This is a genomic window from Bradyrhizobium sp. BRP19, from assembly GCF_020194195.1.
GTDB classification, from domain to species: Bacteria; Pseudomonadota; Alphaproteobacteria; order Rhizobiales; family Xanthobacteraceae; genus Bradyrhizobium; species Bradyrhizobium yuanmingense.
Map to the genome: position 1 here is coordinate 74,103 of NZ_JADYVZ010000019.1, position 15,374 is coordinate 89,476.

The 15,374-nt window shown below is 56.4% G+C and carries 10 protein-coding genes; 2 read left to right on the forward strand and 8 right to left on the reverse strand.

The genetic code is table 11. The features are described from left to right. Positions 1–308: 308 nt before the first annotated feature. The 7 genes from I6F36_RS33310 to I6F36_RS39775 form a co-directional block, all read right to left on the reverse strand. Positions 309–1,190: a pantoate--beta-alanine ligase gene (locus I6F36_RS33310; protein ID WP_225144520.1), complete on the reverse strand. Its 882-nt coding sequence runs from the start codon at positions 1,188–1,190 to the stop codon at positions 309–311. A 203-nt stretch (positions 1,191–1,393) separates the two neighbouring features. Then, positions 1,394–2,875: a pentapeptide repeat-containing protein gene (locus I6F36_RS33315; protein ID WP_225144519.1), complete on the reverse strand. Its 1,482-nt coding sequence runs from the start codon at positions 2,873–2,875 to the stop codon at positions 1,394–1,396. A gap of 1,014 nt (positions 2,876–3,889) precedes the next feature. After that, entirely contained in the window at positions 3,890–4,654 is a 765-nt protein-coding gene (locus I6F36_RS33320; protein ID WP_225144518.1) for an ABC transporter permease, read from the reverse strand. 205 nt (positions 4,655–4,859) lie between these two features. Continuing rightward, a complete protein-coding gene (locus tag I6F36_RS33325) occupies positions 4,860–5,531 on the reverse strand; it encodes an ABC transporter substrate-binding protein (protein WP_225144517.1) in 672 nt (223 codons plus the stop codon). 76 nt (positions 5,532–5,607) lie between these two features. After that, positions 5,608–6,531, reverse strand: coding sequence for an ABC transporter substrate-binding protein (locus I6F36_RS33330; protein WP_225144516.1), 924 nt, complete (start codon positions 6,529–6,531; stop codon positions 5,608–5,610). A gap of 34 nt (positions 6,532–6,565) precedes the next feature. Then, positions 6,566–7,300, reverse strand: a complete 735-nt coding sequence (locus tag I6F36_RS39770; RefSeq protein WP_276573699.1) for an LLM class flavin-dependent oxidoreductase — start codon at positions 7,298–7,300, stop codon at positions 6,566–6,568. Continuing rightward, positions 7,297–7,905 (reverse strand): LLM class flavin-dependent oxidoreductase, encoded by a 609-nt coding sequence (locus tag I6F36_RS39775; protein WP_225144515.1) that lies wholly within the window; start codon positions 7,903–7,905, stop codon positions 7,297–7,299. The genes I6F36_RS39770 and I6F36_RS39775 overlap by 4 nt, the downstream gene beginning before the upstream one ends. Positions 7,906–10,736: 2,831 nt before the next feature. On the opposite strand from I6F36_RS39775, the gene I6F36_RS33345 reads away from it, so the two are divergent. Continuing rightward, on the forward strand, positions 10,737–11,027 hold the full coding sequence (locus I6F36_RS33345; RefSeq protein WP_225144513.1) for a hypothetical protein: 291 nt from the start codon (positions 10,737–10,739) through the stop codon (positions 11,025–11,027). A gap of 1,127 nt (positions 11,028–12,154) precedes the next feature. Here the strand turns inward: I6F36_RS33345 and I6F36_RS33350 are convergent. After that, positions 12,155–12,595: a VirK family protein gene (locus I6F36_RS33350; protein ID WP_225144512.1), complete on the reverse strand. Its 441-nt coding sequence runs from the start codon at positions 12,593–12,595 to the stop codon at positions 12,155–12,157. Between the two features lie 2,072 nt (positions 12,596–14,667). Here I6F36_RS33350 and I6F36_RS33355 point away from each other — a divergent pair. After that, a complete protein-coding gene (locus I6F36_RS33355; RefSeq protein WP_225129483.1) occupies positions 14,668–15,357 on the forward strand; it encodes a response regulator transcription factor in 690 nt (229 codons plus the stop codon). The last annotated feature ends 17 nt before the right edge of the window (positions 15,358–15,374 follow it).

Below are 15,374 nucleotides of genomic sequence, written 5' to 3' on the forward strand. Positions count from 1 at the left end.
AGAGCTTTACGGATCCAAAGGTCGCGATTCACCGTTTTCGAGCTGCCGTGACGTTTGGCTGCGACGGGCCGCTCGAGCAGACTATCTCAACGTGCGGCTAGCCGACCCTACCATATTGGGCAGTTCGGTTTGGATTGACTTTTTCAGGTCGATCTACTCAGTGGATCGTGAGAGCTTCACCGCTGGTGGGACGATGGCTGTGCGCTTGGGCAGCGCAAAGCGGAATGCACAGTCATAACGTAGGCGCTGCGTTCAGGCGCGGCCGGGTGGCTACTTTTGTCAAAATCACGACATTCATAATCGTCTGGCTAGGACTTTTCAGGTAGATCGATCCAGATATCCGGAGCGCCATTCAGGAGTGTATCCTGATCCGGAACGTAGATATTATCGAAGACCCTGAGGCCATGAGCCGTTGCCGCTGCAACAATTATGAAGGGGAGCTTGACCTGCTCCAGGTCTTCGAAGCTATCAGCGCCAACAATGCGAACAAAATCGAGTTTAAACTGTCGGAACGCTATTTGAGTTGTAGCCGACGCGACAAGATCCTTGACGCTCGACGCCCCTTGGGCGATCTCTTTCCTCGAATGGTTGAGGGCCGTGAAGAGGCACGAAAGCTCATCAAGCTCGGATCGGCTAAATCTTCGCAAGCGCGACGAAATGGGCACTCCGTTCCTGTATCTCACGGTCGGCACAAATCGTATCTCACAATCAAGAAGCAAGTCTGCGACAGCGCGCTTCACCAGGATCGCCTGACCGATATCCTTGAGACCGAAGTAGCTGCGAGTTGGTCGCGCATAACAAATCCAGCGGATTGCCCCCGTAACGGCTTCCTTCAAGTACGCCTCAGGCCCATCTAAACGCAAATGATAGTCGCCTTGCGATACGAACGTTCGATAGCCAGGCGGGAACATTTCGGTGTCGTTCGAGGAAATCACGGCAGTTGCTCCCGCACGTAGGGCAAGTCCAATATCAGCGTCCAAATCGAAATCGTAGCTCCCACCTGGTCTAAGCTGAGTCTTGTTCGGGTAGACTGTGACAATCGCGACGTCATTCTCCGATGCCGCTCTTCTGATCAGTTCTGCATGCCCATGATGCAGGGCGCCTAGGGTGTGTACCGTCCCAATACTCTGACCTGTTCTCGCCACCTCCCGGATGAACGCTTTGCCTGCGGAAAGACATCCCAGATGCATTTTCTTACTCCAGTTCTTTTAGACGCCGAAAGAGTGGTCTGATCGGTCGGATCGCAGAAGGTAGGCCCTGGGTGTCGTATTGGCCGCGCACGCCACCGAGCCCCAAAGAGCTTTAACGCCCGCTCACAGCTCGGACCACCGCACCAAGCTGCTCTAAGCTCACCGACATTGTACGCCATTCTATTTTGCGATTTCCAAAGCCGTCAGGTCGAGCCTTCTCGACCACGTCTGATCAACGATGAGAATTCAGCCAGATAGCTTGATGGCTCGCGCGGCTGATCAGCCTTCAAAGCGGTCTGCAGTCCCGGACATCGGTCGGCAAAAAACGGTGGCTCGAATGTGGTTATCTTAGCGCCCGAAAAGTCGACCTTTACGAAGCTGGCCTGGAACGGCGATATCCCACTCAGATTCGCGTCGCGCAAGGACGATTGGTTCATGCGAACGTATGCGACGCGCGTTGCCTCCAGGTTGGTGTCGGTCATTCCCGCGGCGAGATATGCCTGAACGAGATTGGATCCTTCGAGATTTGCGTGATCCAATGCCATTGATTGCGGGGGATCACCGGTCATCATCGACCTGTAGAGGTAAGCCTGGGATAAGTCTGCATATTCAAGATCGCAGTCGCGCACAAAGGCACAGCGGCCACGAAAGCCCGTCAATTTGGAGGCTCGCATTGTGCTCTCTGTAATTGAAATGCTTTCGCCTGATGCCCGAGACAGGTCCGCTCCATCGAGCTGACAGGAATGAATAGAGGCACCGTCCAACACAGCACCGATTAGGTTCGCGTTGGACAAGCTTACGGACAGAAGCCGCGCCTTGGTCAAGTCTGCCTGCTCAAGCTCCGCACTTGAAAGATTTGACAGGTGAACATCAGCGAAGGGAGCGCTCAGGGCCCTCGCCGCAATGCGGCCGCTCACCTTTGAGAGTCTCAGATACGGAAGATGAGCGCCTTCTAGGGCGAGACCGTCGACCGAGGTGGGACGCAAGATCGATAAACAGTCCCCCTTTGACTGGAAGAACGAGCAAGCCGCCAGGTGCGCTTTCGTGATCGTGACTTGGCTCAGCTTGGCAAAGCGGAAGGAAGCGGAAGGAAGGAAGCATTCATTAATGGTCGAACCCTGTAATTCCGCGCCATCAAATACAGCATCACTCGCGTCGCACTGGTAAATGAGAAGTCCGCTTAGCATCGCGTTGTCAAAGCGTGTCCTTTTCATGCTGCAACCGTGAAACAGACTGCCGGTTGCATCAATTACACTGCGCAGACTGGCATCATCGAAATTGCAGACCTGCGCTGCAATCGCGTGCATATACGCAAAATCGAGCTTGGCCCCGCGGAAACTTGCCCTCTCTAGCCCTGGGCAGATAAGGTTTGCCCCAGAAAGGTCTGCCCGATCCAACTTTGCTCCGTAGAGCTGCGCACGATTGAGGGTACAGCGTCGCAACGGGAAATCTGACAGGTCGTGACCGTTAAAGTTCTCGGAGGATAGCTGCAAACCAATCCCAGTCCTTCTGATCGCCTCCTCGGTTCGCCTCCCGACAGCGGCCACTGCGCGCAGCCGATCGGCAGCTCGGCTCCAGTACCGAACAAACTCGCCATCTGATGAAAGTTTGTTTTTCGACTCTGACCAGTGCTCTGCCCCTTCATTTGTGGTGCACTCGCTATCAGCGCCGATTGTTTGCGACATGTCGACGATTCCGTATTGCCCGGATTACGAGGGGGCCTGTTATTGACCTCTTTTTGGTAGTCCTTGGAGTTACGCTATGCGATTTGTGGCGAACTCGTCGGCGAAATGGCGACAAGATGCGTCGATGAGACACCTATTGTGTCGGTGGCCTCCGCAGCCGGCACGCTTGAGCACGTCAGCCGAATTCTCGTCATGCGTGCCCACTGCCGCTCGCTGCCATTGTTTATCGAGACCGGCAACGCTGGCAGCGCAACGGTCGTTTGACAGTGCCGATATGTCCAGAAGTTGCGATTTGGCTCGTCAGCTCTTATAGGCAAATCCACATCGCTCTCCATCAAACCGAATGCGAAGAATTCAAGGTCTTGCTTCTTTTTCAGAAATGGACCCACGGCTTGCCGGCGGAAACGTGACCATTCACAGCGCTGCTCTCAGCCTTTCCTCGGCATTACATCAATTTGATAGCAATGACCGTGCCAGCCGCATCAGTCGTATTAATGGCTGAGTAGGCGTCATGAAATCGATATTGACGCCGAATGTTTAGAACCTGACAAACACGGTCTCATTGTCAGAGACCGCACCATCATCGCAAGGCTATCGTGAACGCGACAATTCCGAGCTCTTTTGCCAGAGAGCAAGAGCCGTAATCCTTGCGGGCACCCATCGATGACTTGCAATCCAACACTTGCGGATCGCCGACCTCACGGTTAGCGAGTGTTCGAACTCGGCTAGTCCTGCTCCGCGCGCCCGCCGGTCCATCTAAATGGGAGCCCGGGCCACAGCTGTCCTGGTCGAGCGATGATCGAGCGCGCAATCGTCACCAAATCGGCGCGCAAGGCGAATGCCCGCGATCGGAGATAGACATTTTTATGATAGAGGATCGAATTCGAAGGCATTCACGCGATGCCTTCTTCGAGGATCGTAGATAACTGACCTATCTCTTGCTCGCGCACAAGACGCGGCATGGCGGCGACAAGGCTCTTGGTATATTCAGACAGTGGATTACGAAATATCTCTTCAGTGGGGCCACCATCGACGATTCTCCCCCGGCGCATAACTATGACGCGATCGCTGATATGACGAACAACAACTAAGATCATGCGAGATAAAGAGATAACTTATGACCTCGCCTCGTTGCATGACGAGGATCTCATCCGCCACGCGGGAGACCACTGCCAGATCATGACTGATCAGGATCAGAGCCTTGCCCCGTTTTTTGGTCTCCTCGAGCAGTGCCAGCACATGAGCTTGCGCCACGTTCCGATTGTCTTGGGGGGTCGTTTGATGGTGAAGCCTGACGCCGAAATCACTCATACCTCGGGTCCGCGCGGACGTAACGAAGGGCTGCTCGAGCACGCGCGTGAACTCGTTCAGAACGACTTGTCCGAAAAAGCCGGACAGTTCGAGAGCCAGAGCAAATGTCGGGAGAACGAGTCCCATCGGCGAGCTTTCTCCGACAACTGGAAAAATGCGCAAGTTTACCGCGAACACGACGGGCATAGTTGTAGCTAGCCAGTAAGGCGGCGCGGTTGCCAAGAAGATTTGCGCGCCGCTGAGCAGCTTCGACCATATGTTGTCTCTGCCGGCGATCAACAGAGTAGTCAAGATCGCAATAACCCAAGCCATCAGCAGCGCGGCGATCGCCAGAACAATGGTGGGGCCAATCTGTTCTGCGATGATCGCCGCGACGGGTCGATGCTGCTGGTATGATTCACCAAGATCTCCATGCAGGACGTAATATGTATTTGCCGTATTGAACGGCGAGCGGTTGATCAAAGCCATATTTCGCATTGATCGTTGCGAGCTCGGCCGCAGGTGCCGGCCCGACGTCGCCACTCCTCACATTGATGACATCTGCGCGCGATCGCCGGGCATCAAGCACTGAACTAGGAACGTAAATGTTGCTGCAGCCCACACGACGGCCACACCGGATAAAATACGGCGCGCGAACCAAACAAGCAGGTTGTGGGATACGACCTTCACGGTGTCATTTCTTCTCGTCGAAATGAGCGTCATAGAAGACGGGCTCGCCCACTGACCCGTGGTCCAGCCACACGTCTTTCAGGCGCGGGGTGGTGGCCAAAGTCACGTCCAGCACCGTAAGGCCTATCACAGGAGCCTCATCCACGATCTTCCGTTCCGCCTGCTGATAGAGGCCGGTACGTTCAGCGCTGTTGAAATCCTGCTCCGCCTTTTGGATCAGCTCCCAAAGTGTCGGATCCTGGAAGCGCGATGGATTGAAGCGATTGGGCTCGCCATTCTGGTCCGGCTTCCAGGAAATTCGGAATATCTCAGCGCCGGGTGCAACCCAATAAAGAAGCACGATCTCATAATCGTTGGGCCCTAGGTTTTTTCCGGCGAAGAAATCAGCAGGATTGGTGGGTTGAAGACGTACGTCAAAACCGGCTGCTCTTGCCTGCTGCTGGATAACTTGCAAGGCTTGCTCGCCATCGAGCTTCAGAAACGCGTACGAATAGGAAATGTGCACGATGAGCAAATTGCCGTTCTTGACACGAACGCCGTTAAGGTTGCGCTCGGTCCAACCCGCCTGATCAAGCAGCTGATCGGCTTTCCGAATATCGTACGCATAGGACTGCCCGAGCTCACGCAGGTATTCCGGCGAACTCTGACTTAGCGCACCGTTGCCTTCAAATGGCAAAGAGCCGAGGAAGGATGTGTCGACCGCGACCTTTCGGTCAGTAGGTTAGGCAAAGGCCTTGCGGACGAGCACGTCGTCAAATGGGGGCCGAGCCGTATACAACGCCAGGCGCAGAGGGGTGCCGCCGGTAACGTGTCGCAATACTGGAAAGCGGGAATTGGCGTCCTTCCATGCGATGGCCGAGACATCGTATATAGCATCGGGAGCCGTATCGGACAGTCTGATCTGGCAGAAACTTCCAGCTGATCCCCTCAACGTAAGCCGGCCCTTGATGTTTCGCGGTGGCCGGCGCCGAATTGTAGTCGGGATTGCGGCGGAAGGTGACTTCCCGCCCATGGCGCCACTTGTCGACAATGAATCGACCTGAGCCGACAGGGTTCTCGCAATTCACCGCAAGGCCACGTTTGAGTGCCGATGGCGAGAGAATGCCTTGTGAGGATTGGGCGAAGACGTTCAGCAAGGGCTGGAACGGCACCTTCAAGTTTACCTGCAAGCTCAGAGGAGCGATTGCCCTTGCCGATTCGAAGCTATCGCCGAGATAAGGAGCAGCAGTCGGATTGCGACGATCGGGGTCATTGCTGAGCCATCCGTTGATATTGTCAGCGATGGCCTGCGCGTCGAGGGCAGTCCCGTCGGTGAACTTCACATTCGGCTTTATCTCGAATGTGTACACCTTTTTGTCCTCGGAGATGGTCCAAGACTCGGCCAGCCATGGCAAAATCTTGCCGTCCTCGTTGCGCGCAACCAGATTATCGCTGTACTGGCGTTGCAGATACCATTGTTGGACCCATCCTCCGAACAGGCAGGCAGGCTCTTGAAAATGCCCGTAACGAATGACGCATCCTCGCTTTACGCTGCCGGCTACCCCTTCCTGAGCATGAACGCTGGGCGACAATTGCGACAGGCCCAAGAGCACGACAAGGATAGCCGCCACTGTTCTTGCTTGACGGTTGGATTTGCCAGTGAAGAGCCTCGCTGACCACGCATTCGATAAATGCATATCCGGGCTCCCGAGATTTGGTGTTGAGGATGCGTCAGAGCGGTGAGCTAGCTGTGGCTCGTGCCGCCTCGAAAGGAATAGAAGTGCCGAAATGCTCTCTCAGTGTCTGTCCCAAATATTCTTTGCGAAACAGCCCGCGCTTCTGCAGGATGGGAACCACATTGTCGACAAACGCTGAAGTGCCATCGGTCAGAACATCCGGAATGATGTTGAAACCATCGACCGCGCCGGCGCGGAACCATGTCTCAATCGAGTCCGCGATCTGCTCGGGTGCACCCACAAGCAAGCGGTGGCCAAAAGCTTGAACGCTGCTGATGATCTCGCGAACCGTCCGACCTTGACGCGCCAGAGCTTCAATCGTGCGATGGTGACCGACAGAAAACGGAACATGATCTGCATCAGGCAAAATCTCCTCCGGAATTGGCCGCTCGAGGCTGAGCTTCTCGACCGCCACACCCATGCTTCGTGCAAGGGCGCCGATGGCGCGCTCCAGATCGATCAGTCCATCAAGCTTTTCTTTGCGACGAGCCGCTTCTTCCTCGGTGCCCCCGATACAGGTGACAAGACCCGGCAGGATGAGCGGAGCCGCAGGGCGGCCGAATTGCCGAGAGAGCGCACGCAGGCGCTCTGCCTCCCGCAGAGCCGTCGTCAAGTCCCCGGCTGCCGCAAACACGACATCTGCACTGCGGGCACCAAGCCGTAGTCCGGGATCCGAACCGCCCGCCTGAACGATGACTGGGTGACCTTGGGGCGAAGCGGGATGCGTCAGTGGCCTCGGATGCCGAAACTATTGGTATCGGGATCGAGCAGGCGGAATTGACTCTGATCTGCGTAAACTCCCGCGGCCTGATCGGCGATGACCATCTCGTCGCTCCAGCTCAGCCAGAGAGCACGGACGGTTTCAACGAAGTCCTCGGCCCGTCTGTAGCGATCCGCTCGCCCGACTTCTCGACCGCCGAAGTTTGCTACCGTCGCCGGGCTCGACGTCGTGACTGCGTTCCACGCAACGCGGCCACGGCTGATAACATCGAGCGATTGGAAACGCCGAGCGAGATTGTATGGTTCATTGTAGGTCGTCGACGCTGTCGCGATCAGGCCAATCCGCTGCGTTTCGCGTGCAATCACCGCAAGAACGAGGGTAGATTCGAGCCCATTCAGCGGTGGCTGGTGCGTAATGTCGAAGTTTATCGCGGGAGTATCGGCGAGGAATACAGCATCCAGCAGACCACGCTCCGCAACCTTCGCAGCCCGGACGTAGTGCTCGATATCGAAAAAGGCGCTTGGATTTGTACCCGGCCAGCGCCACGCGGCGGAATGGCCACCAGCGCCATGAACATTTAGACCAAGATGAAGCATGGAGTTAACCGAAGACATCACAACCCCTAATGCGGCGCCCTCTGAGCCACTTGGTGGGCCTTGAGGACAAGTCAATGTCGGCGACCACCCTGCCCTTTCGCGCAAGCCACGCTGAATGTGCGCCGGGCAGCCGATTTGAGCATGGATAACAAGCCGTCGGCTGATGTTAGAGGACTCTCACCGAAGAAGATTCCGCTACGTGCTGTGACGTTCTGCGCACGGGCGCAGCCCAAAAGAGCTTCGACCGCGGTGGTTGGCGATTGACGCCGTCGTGACAGCCAATTTCCAGCGGCTAGTTGATCCCACACGAGTACACTCACATCGGCGCTCCAGAATTCATCAACAAGCCAGCTGCTTCTCAGGAAGGAGTTCTGATGCCCATTCGCGATCGGAACGTTTGGACTCGCGACCGAGCGAGCAAGGATCGATAGAGGATCTTTAGAGGTCGAAACCACACAAACGCAATAGTTGAGTATTTCAATCTACTATTGTCTGTCGGCATCCCCTTCTATTGCGACGTCTATCTGTCCATCGCTTAGCCCAAATGGTCTCTGATCAGGTTCCCGAACACGCGCTGCGTGATCGCCAAATTAAAGTCGCTGCGCCGGCTCAAAGCGAGGAACATGAATTGATGCGCTCGAGAACACACGACAGATTTGGGAGACATTGTTGATCAACCGCATGCTGCCCCGTTGCAAAGCGACATCCGATCAATAATGCCGCGCCAAGACAACACATCTAATAATGCGATGAAAAATTCTGGATTATAGATGCCTCGTTAAGGCAATGCTTGGACGCTGAGCTTTCTTCTGCACCACCGTGGCGCCTGCTGCATTCAAGGATGCTGCGGATCTTCGCTTGATTGTCTTGCAGGCGCCGCATGTTCTCGCTTTTTCTATCGGTATGATGACCGACCGCGACTTTGCAAGAATGCCCGTCCTCGAGGCCCAGTTGCTTTTTGAAGACAAACGCCTTGGAGCGTCAAACATCGGGAGCATCAACGTTCACGACACTCAGTTGGGTATCTGCGTCACTTACCGGCAGATGAGGCCGGGCGCGCCTCTCGCGATGATGAATCGCGGGTTATCAGCTTCATCAATGCCAGCTCGAACCGTTCTGGCTAGCCTCGAGGTCTGCGGCCATCTCCGGCGAGAAAGATCACGGAGGACACGCTGCGCGCCAGCATGGTGGACGACCGCAGCCCCGGCGTTCTGACCTAAGCCATCACCGTCCTGCCATTAGCAACAGGAGTGCAACCCGCGAGCGCCAAGAGCCGCTTCCTTCGGCCGTCCCGGCTTTGGATCAACCCAGGAAGACTGATGCTTGTCAAATTTTCATGCGTCGGTGCCTGGTATCTATCGCTACTTTGACCGGAAACGCGCCGGGCTCGGAGGAAGGAGGGGCCGATACGACCGACCGCGGAGATTGCCCTAGGTCTTTTTGTTCAGCTGCGCCTGCAGGTCACACCAACGGCTTGCGCGGCGAGATGTTTATAAGGCGCGACTAACGTTGTGGTGCATTGTGTGGCGCATCGGCTGCAAGCGTCAACGGCCCATTTTTCTTTTCCGAACTGAGGCGCCCGAGCGCCAGTCCTTGCCGCCACGTTCTTTATACACCCGAATCGTTTGTGGCCCCAGCCACGGTTCAACGTCTCGCGGCCGCACAGCCTGTTAACGTTGCGAGTTAAGCCATTAACCGCGTGTTGCGGATGCCTGGATCGGAGCCGCACGCCCGGCTCTTGTTTTACGGCCAGCGCCCCGCGCACCGACGCAAGGCCCTGCATCAGCGGTCCCGACAGAGGACAATGAGCTTCAGCCACCCCAGCCCGGACACGAGCCCGACGGCTGCGGCCAGGCTAAGCTGTTCGGACCACAGCTAGCATCTTGACGAGCATTTAAAGGAGCTCCACTGGGAGCCGATGCAAGCTGGCCCAGGCATACTTCTCCACGCCGCTCAAGCCCACCGATAGCCGCGCTTCCGCCGCGCTGCTTCTCCCGGACCTTCACACGGCGCTGCCGTGGAGCGGATACCGACGATGGTCCCATCTCCCAAACTCCGCTCTGCAATGAACAACAGGCTCGCTGGCATACTCGGAAGGGCCCCGAATTTCTTCAATGAGGCTGGTCAGGTGTTCGACAGCTAACCCTTCTAGCATGGCAAGACTTTGTCCGGACAGGAGGCCGACTTGATGGCCCAAACTCTGGAACAGAAGAATGACTTGGATCCCCGGTCAGTCCAGCCCGCACGCCCTCAACACACCGATCCGCTCGAGAACAGCCTCGGTGTGTTTTATCGACATTGCGCGGGTCTCGGTTTCTGATCCTTATCGGATCAACTTCGTACGAATGATATTGACAAGGCTACCAAAGGGAGAAGGGTATGGACCCATTTGAGGACGTCAACCGATCCGAGGCTCGGATGCATCACCTCGAGCCGCGACAGGAAGAGACAGCGCAAGCAGACTTTGAGCAGCGGCTTAAAGAGTCTCAGCCAATTCCTCGCAGCATCGGCTTCACCCGTGGCTGGATCGAACCGGACGGTAACGGATGGTAACAAGAGAGCGCAAGCTATACTGGAGAATGAACGGTGCACGGCTCCATCCTTTGTCAGAACGCGCGCTCAACTTGCCGCAACGCTGACGTGCGCGAACATTGCGGAACTCAGAAGAGAAATCGAACTCGCTGCGCAAAGATCAGCAAAATGGTCACGAGTGAGTGGATCGTCAGTCGACCGCGTCGATAGTGGCCGCGTTTACGACGACGTGATGGCATCGTCATACCTGGAGCTGCAGCGCTTTCAAAACCACGCCAGTCATTGCAAACCACATGCGCTTGGACCGTCTAAGCGCGATGGCCCATTTGCGTTCCATGGCGGCTTTGCGTTACGACGCCGCCCCTTGGAATATCTGGGGAGGCCAACGACTTGATCTGGGTCGCGCAGCGGCAGAGCACGTGAGGGGCGATACCAGTTGTTCGCCTTTTGTGTCGCTGTCAGAGGAGGCCTCACAACTGCTCCTTTCGCCGGACGATGACAACGAGTATGGCGCCAAAGTCATCGCGGAAAACGCGAATGAGTTGCACACCTACACGGTGCCGAGGGTCACAACTTGGACGGCGGAAGAGATCGTCAGTATTCTCTAGGACGGGACTGAGAATGATGAACCCGCTGTGGCATGGATGACTGATACCCCGACTGAGGAGCGTGAGGTACTATTTCTGGGCGGAAACCTGGACGACTATCGGACCCGCTAGCGCATCTAATCCATATAGAAAGTCAGGAACAAAAGGCTGAGTGGTACAGGCTACGGAAAGGGTGATTTGCCTTTTCCGGCGCTCGGAAACATCGAACGCAGCGTTTCGCGCTACCAATAATACTCCGGTCCAACTGGCCAGCGCGGGCGACCGGCCGCGTTCCGCGCTTGGAATGAGAGTTTCAGCCCAAACCTGTATGGTCTCTAAAGTTCGCCCACTTATCCTCGGGTTGGAAGGGCCCGTGCCGATCATTATTCACTTTAGCTTTCCGTCTGGCCAGGTCAGGTTTTGCGAAGCTAACATGAGTAGCGATAGAACGAGGTAGTTATGCCCGCCGACCGCAGCATGGATCGATACAACGAAATCAGCCCAACCGATGGCCGCGCTCTTCTCTTCCGTTGGCCGCAATTTGGCTGAACGAGGTGCTCGTCGGCACCTCGGGCGGATGCTCAAGCTTTCGAAACCACGGATCGTTTGCTCAGAGAGCTTAGATCTGCGCCCGAACGCAGTTTACGAGCGGTGAGCAAACCCATAGCAGCCAGCCCAGATGATCTTAAGCGGGATCGTTCATTCACCTTGTGGCTGCATTCGGCAGTACTGAGATTTCAGGTGAAAGGATCCCAAAAAGAGGCGGATGAAAGATAAGAGCGCACCCGGGCCTAAGGTCGTCATCATTGCGGGCCCGCGGCTGGAGCGACTTGGGAATAATGTTCTTACGATAACCGCAGCGTGAGGACGTCCTTCGAACTCATCTGAAGCGTTCAACTGAGAGCCTTGGGTCCGCCCATAAGACGACTACCTGAACCGCCGACCTTCCAATCCCTGAGATGGAATGGAGATCGGCGGCCCTCATGAGTTACCTGAGCAGCAAGTTCGTACAACTTGATCCTCGTCCGACGAAACGACCGTCAGAAACACTCTGATCTTTCCTGACGATCGAAAGTATTGGTATCCGTGCGAAGGTGTCCGCACGAAAGGATTAAGTCTTCGAAGCGCCCCCTGCTCTGTGCTCTTCGTTACCAGATGAACTTTGCGCCATCCGGCAGTTCGCAGATGAATTCTCCCTGGTTCACGAGTTCGGTGGTCCCGACGACAAGTTTCGAGGCTCGCACCGTCAGCTTGCCTTCGCGGCTAAGGCTATGGCGGATGTACTCGGTCACGGCATGCCCGGAGCTGTCGACCGTTTGATGAGCATTGGCGAAGCTGATGCCGTTATGGACGGTCACCCTGAAGGCAGTGATGACCAGACCGGCTTGCGTCGCGGACGCAGGCTTGCCACCCTCCGCTGTGGTACAGCGGCTCATGTCCAGTATGAGCTTTACATTCTTCCCCGCCTGGAGGGCACTGAGCACCTCAGTGTATTTCGGCGAGGGCTCATCGGCTCTCGCCGGCGCGCTCACGCTCGCGGCCGAAAGCAAGGACAATAGGATCGGTAGTGCTCGGCCAGTAAACTTCATATGCTCTTCTCCCTCGATAAGTACCGCAGATTGCGCTTTTAAGGACGTCGTGCTCGCAAGCCGTTTGTCTGCTTCCAGACACACGCGCGCTCGCGCCGGTACAAAAGCAGCCTGTCGCAACGAGGCGCAAGTCGCCGTGATGGCTATTCCGACATCACAACCTCGTAGGTCAGGTTTGCTGGAGTGACTTAGCTTCGCGCGCCGACTTGAACGATTTGATGCAGCGTCTCCTCCGCTTGGAAACCACAAAACGGCAGCCGGTTGCGCTTGTCCGTCGCAGTCCTAACGGGCGAGAGAATGCAGTTCTCACATCTGCATAAGGAGACGATCCAGGAAAGAAATTCGACCAGCCGCAAGCGCCAGTTCGTCCGCCTTGCTGTGCACCGTCTCCCTAGATGACGCGTCCGCAATGAGGTGGTGGAGCGAACCTGACGCGGCGGTCCGAAAAAGCTCAATCAGGGGACCCGATCTCGGCCTGATCGAACACCAATGTCGGAAGGCACAAGGTAGCACCCTATTATGATCCGTCGCTTCGCGCGGCTTCCGTCCAGCTGACCGTTCGCGTCGTTGACGGAATCTATTCGACTCATTCCAAAGCTATTCGCTACCTGGATGCGTTCCATCAAAACAATCGATTTTGTCGATCGCGCCTAAAGCCCCATAATCTCTCGTGATGTATGGAGGCAGCATTCAAGAATGTCCCTTGGCAATCGATTCCTTCTTCAGTCCCTTTCCGGTCAAATCGGCTTGCGCGCTCCGGCGTCTGCATCCCAGAAGTTAGCTGTCCCTGTGCGTCACATAGAGGCATCTCGCCACCGTCTCCTTGCTAGATTGACACGCATGAGATCTCTGACGACCGTGAGGTCACGCCTTAAGGCCTAGCAAAGACGACTGCCTTCACACACTGTCATCGGCTTTGGCTCAAGCTACGCCTTATTGGACCGACGAAACGCTCATGACCCTGGCGAGAGGGCCGAGCGTTCCGCAGGTCGATAGTCTGGCTTCAGAGGTCGCCATCGTTTCAGAATGCTTGCGAGGTCGAGAGCACTGCTACGACCAGCGGTCAAAGCACTTGAATCTCACCTAGCGTCAGATTGTAGGATTTCCGACAGCCCCGCGACACAGACCAGCTCGCGTGTACCCTTCCTGACAGGTAGCAAGAATTGCGAACGTCTCAAAAGCACAATGCTAAGCCGCTCCGTCCCTCACGCTGCTGGACTGCTCCTCTCCGGAACGCTGGCGGTCGCCATCTGGCCCTTACTGGGCGAGACCCGAACATTCTGGCGCCGTGCACCCCGAAAGACGAAATGGTGCTGGTGTAGTCACCTGGATCTATGCGCGATGACAACCACGAGGAGCTCGATTGGATCGTTCGCAGCTTCCGCTGGGCTGCGGCGGACGAGGGGACCTCGGGCGCGACGGAACTTCAGGGCGGTCGACGTCTTGCGTGCAAAGAGTCGGCTGCGAGAGGGTGTTCTTCAAACCGGGAGGGGCATTGATCGTTTCGTCGAGCATCTCAGCCTGTGAAGCCATTGGCCAGGTGCGTCGCGTGATGTGGCTTCGAATGCGGAAAGACTTGCATTGTCGTGACTTCACGACACGACAGGCTCAACAGCCCAGCAAGACTGACCGCAGACCAAGACGAATTGGGGAAGTTTCCAAATGTCGGTTTCGCTCATCTGTTCAGTCACAAATCCGATCGTCTCCCGCGCTTTGGTTACGATTGCGCGTCCTGGCGCTATTCGCACTGCAGGCGTTGGCTCAGTGCACGCAAGAACGGCTGTGATCGGCCTGCGAACGCGTCAGCGAGCTGCCGCGGTTCAAACAGAATCAGCTCTCTTGCTCGCATGAGCGGCATGTTGAGCGGCGCCGAGGTCGTAAGCAGCCCCGAGGGGTCCGTGGTCCATCTGACGACAATGGACCGGCAGAGACGGATCGACTGTCAACATGTTCCGCCCTCTCGTTTCGGGCTGTTCAAATTCACACCAATCCAGCCGCCTCTCAGTTCCATCGAGCCCATGGTCAATCGTGACGCGCTCAGGTCTTGACGTGGATGGACGAGAGGCGATGAAATGCGAATTCTCCTGGTTGATCATCATGCGGACTTTGCCCGCGCCGTGAAGGAAGCGCTCTTAAATTGCGGCTTCGCCGTCGACGTGACACGCACGCTGGATGAGGCGGCGGCCGCGCTCGATTGCGCGAACTACCACATGGTCCTGGTCGAAACGGATTTGCCCGATGGAGACGGATTGGACTGGCTGAAGCAGCTGCGGCGCGAGGGACGGTCAATGCCGGCGGTGATGATGAGCAGTCTCAATGATCTCGGACGGCGGATTGCAATTTTCAATGCGGGCGCGGATGATTTTCTGCCCAAGCCCGTGTCTATCGACGAACTCATTGCTCGCATGCGGGCCATTTTGCGACGGTCAACGCAGATGATGGCGCCGGTAGTGACATTCGGGAATCTGCATTTCGATCCGATCGCGCGACAGGTCTCGGTCGGTGGTCGAATACTGAGAATTGCGCGCCGCGAAGTGTGCATTCTTGAACATCTGCTCAACCGCGCCGGCCGTACCGTGCCGCGCGCATCGCTCGAAGATAGCTTGTATGCATTTGACGACGAGGTCTCGACCAATGCGCTGGAAGTCGGGATTTATCGCTTACGCACGCATTTGAGCCAGGCCGGTGCAACGCTAAGGATCAAGACCGCGCGCGGTGTCGGTTACACTCTTGAACTCATTGGCGCAGCATCGGCTGCCTAAGCCGATCCAACTTGAAA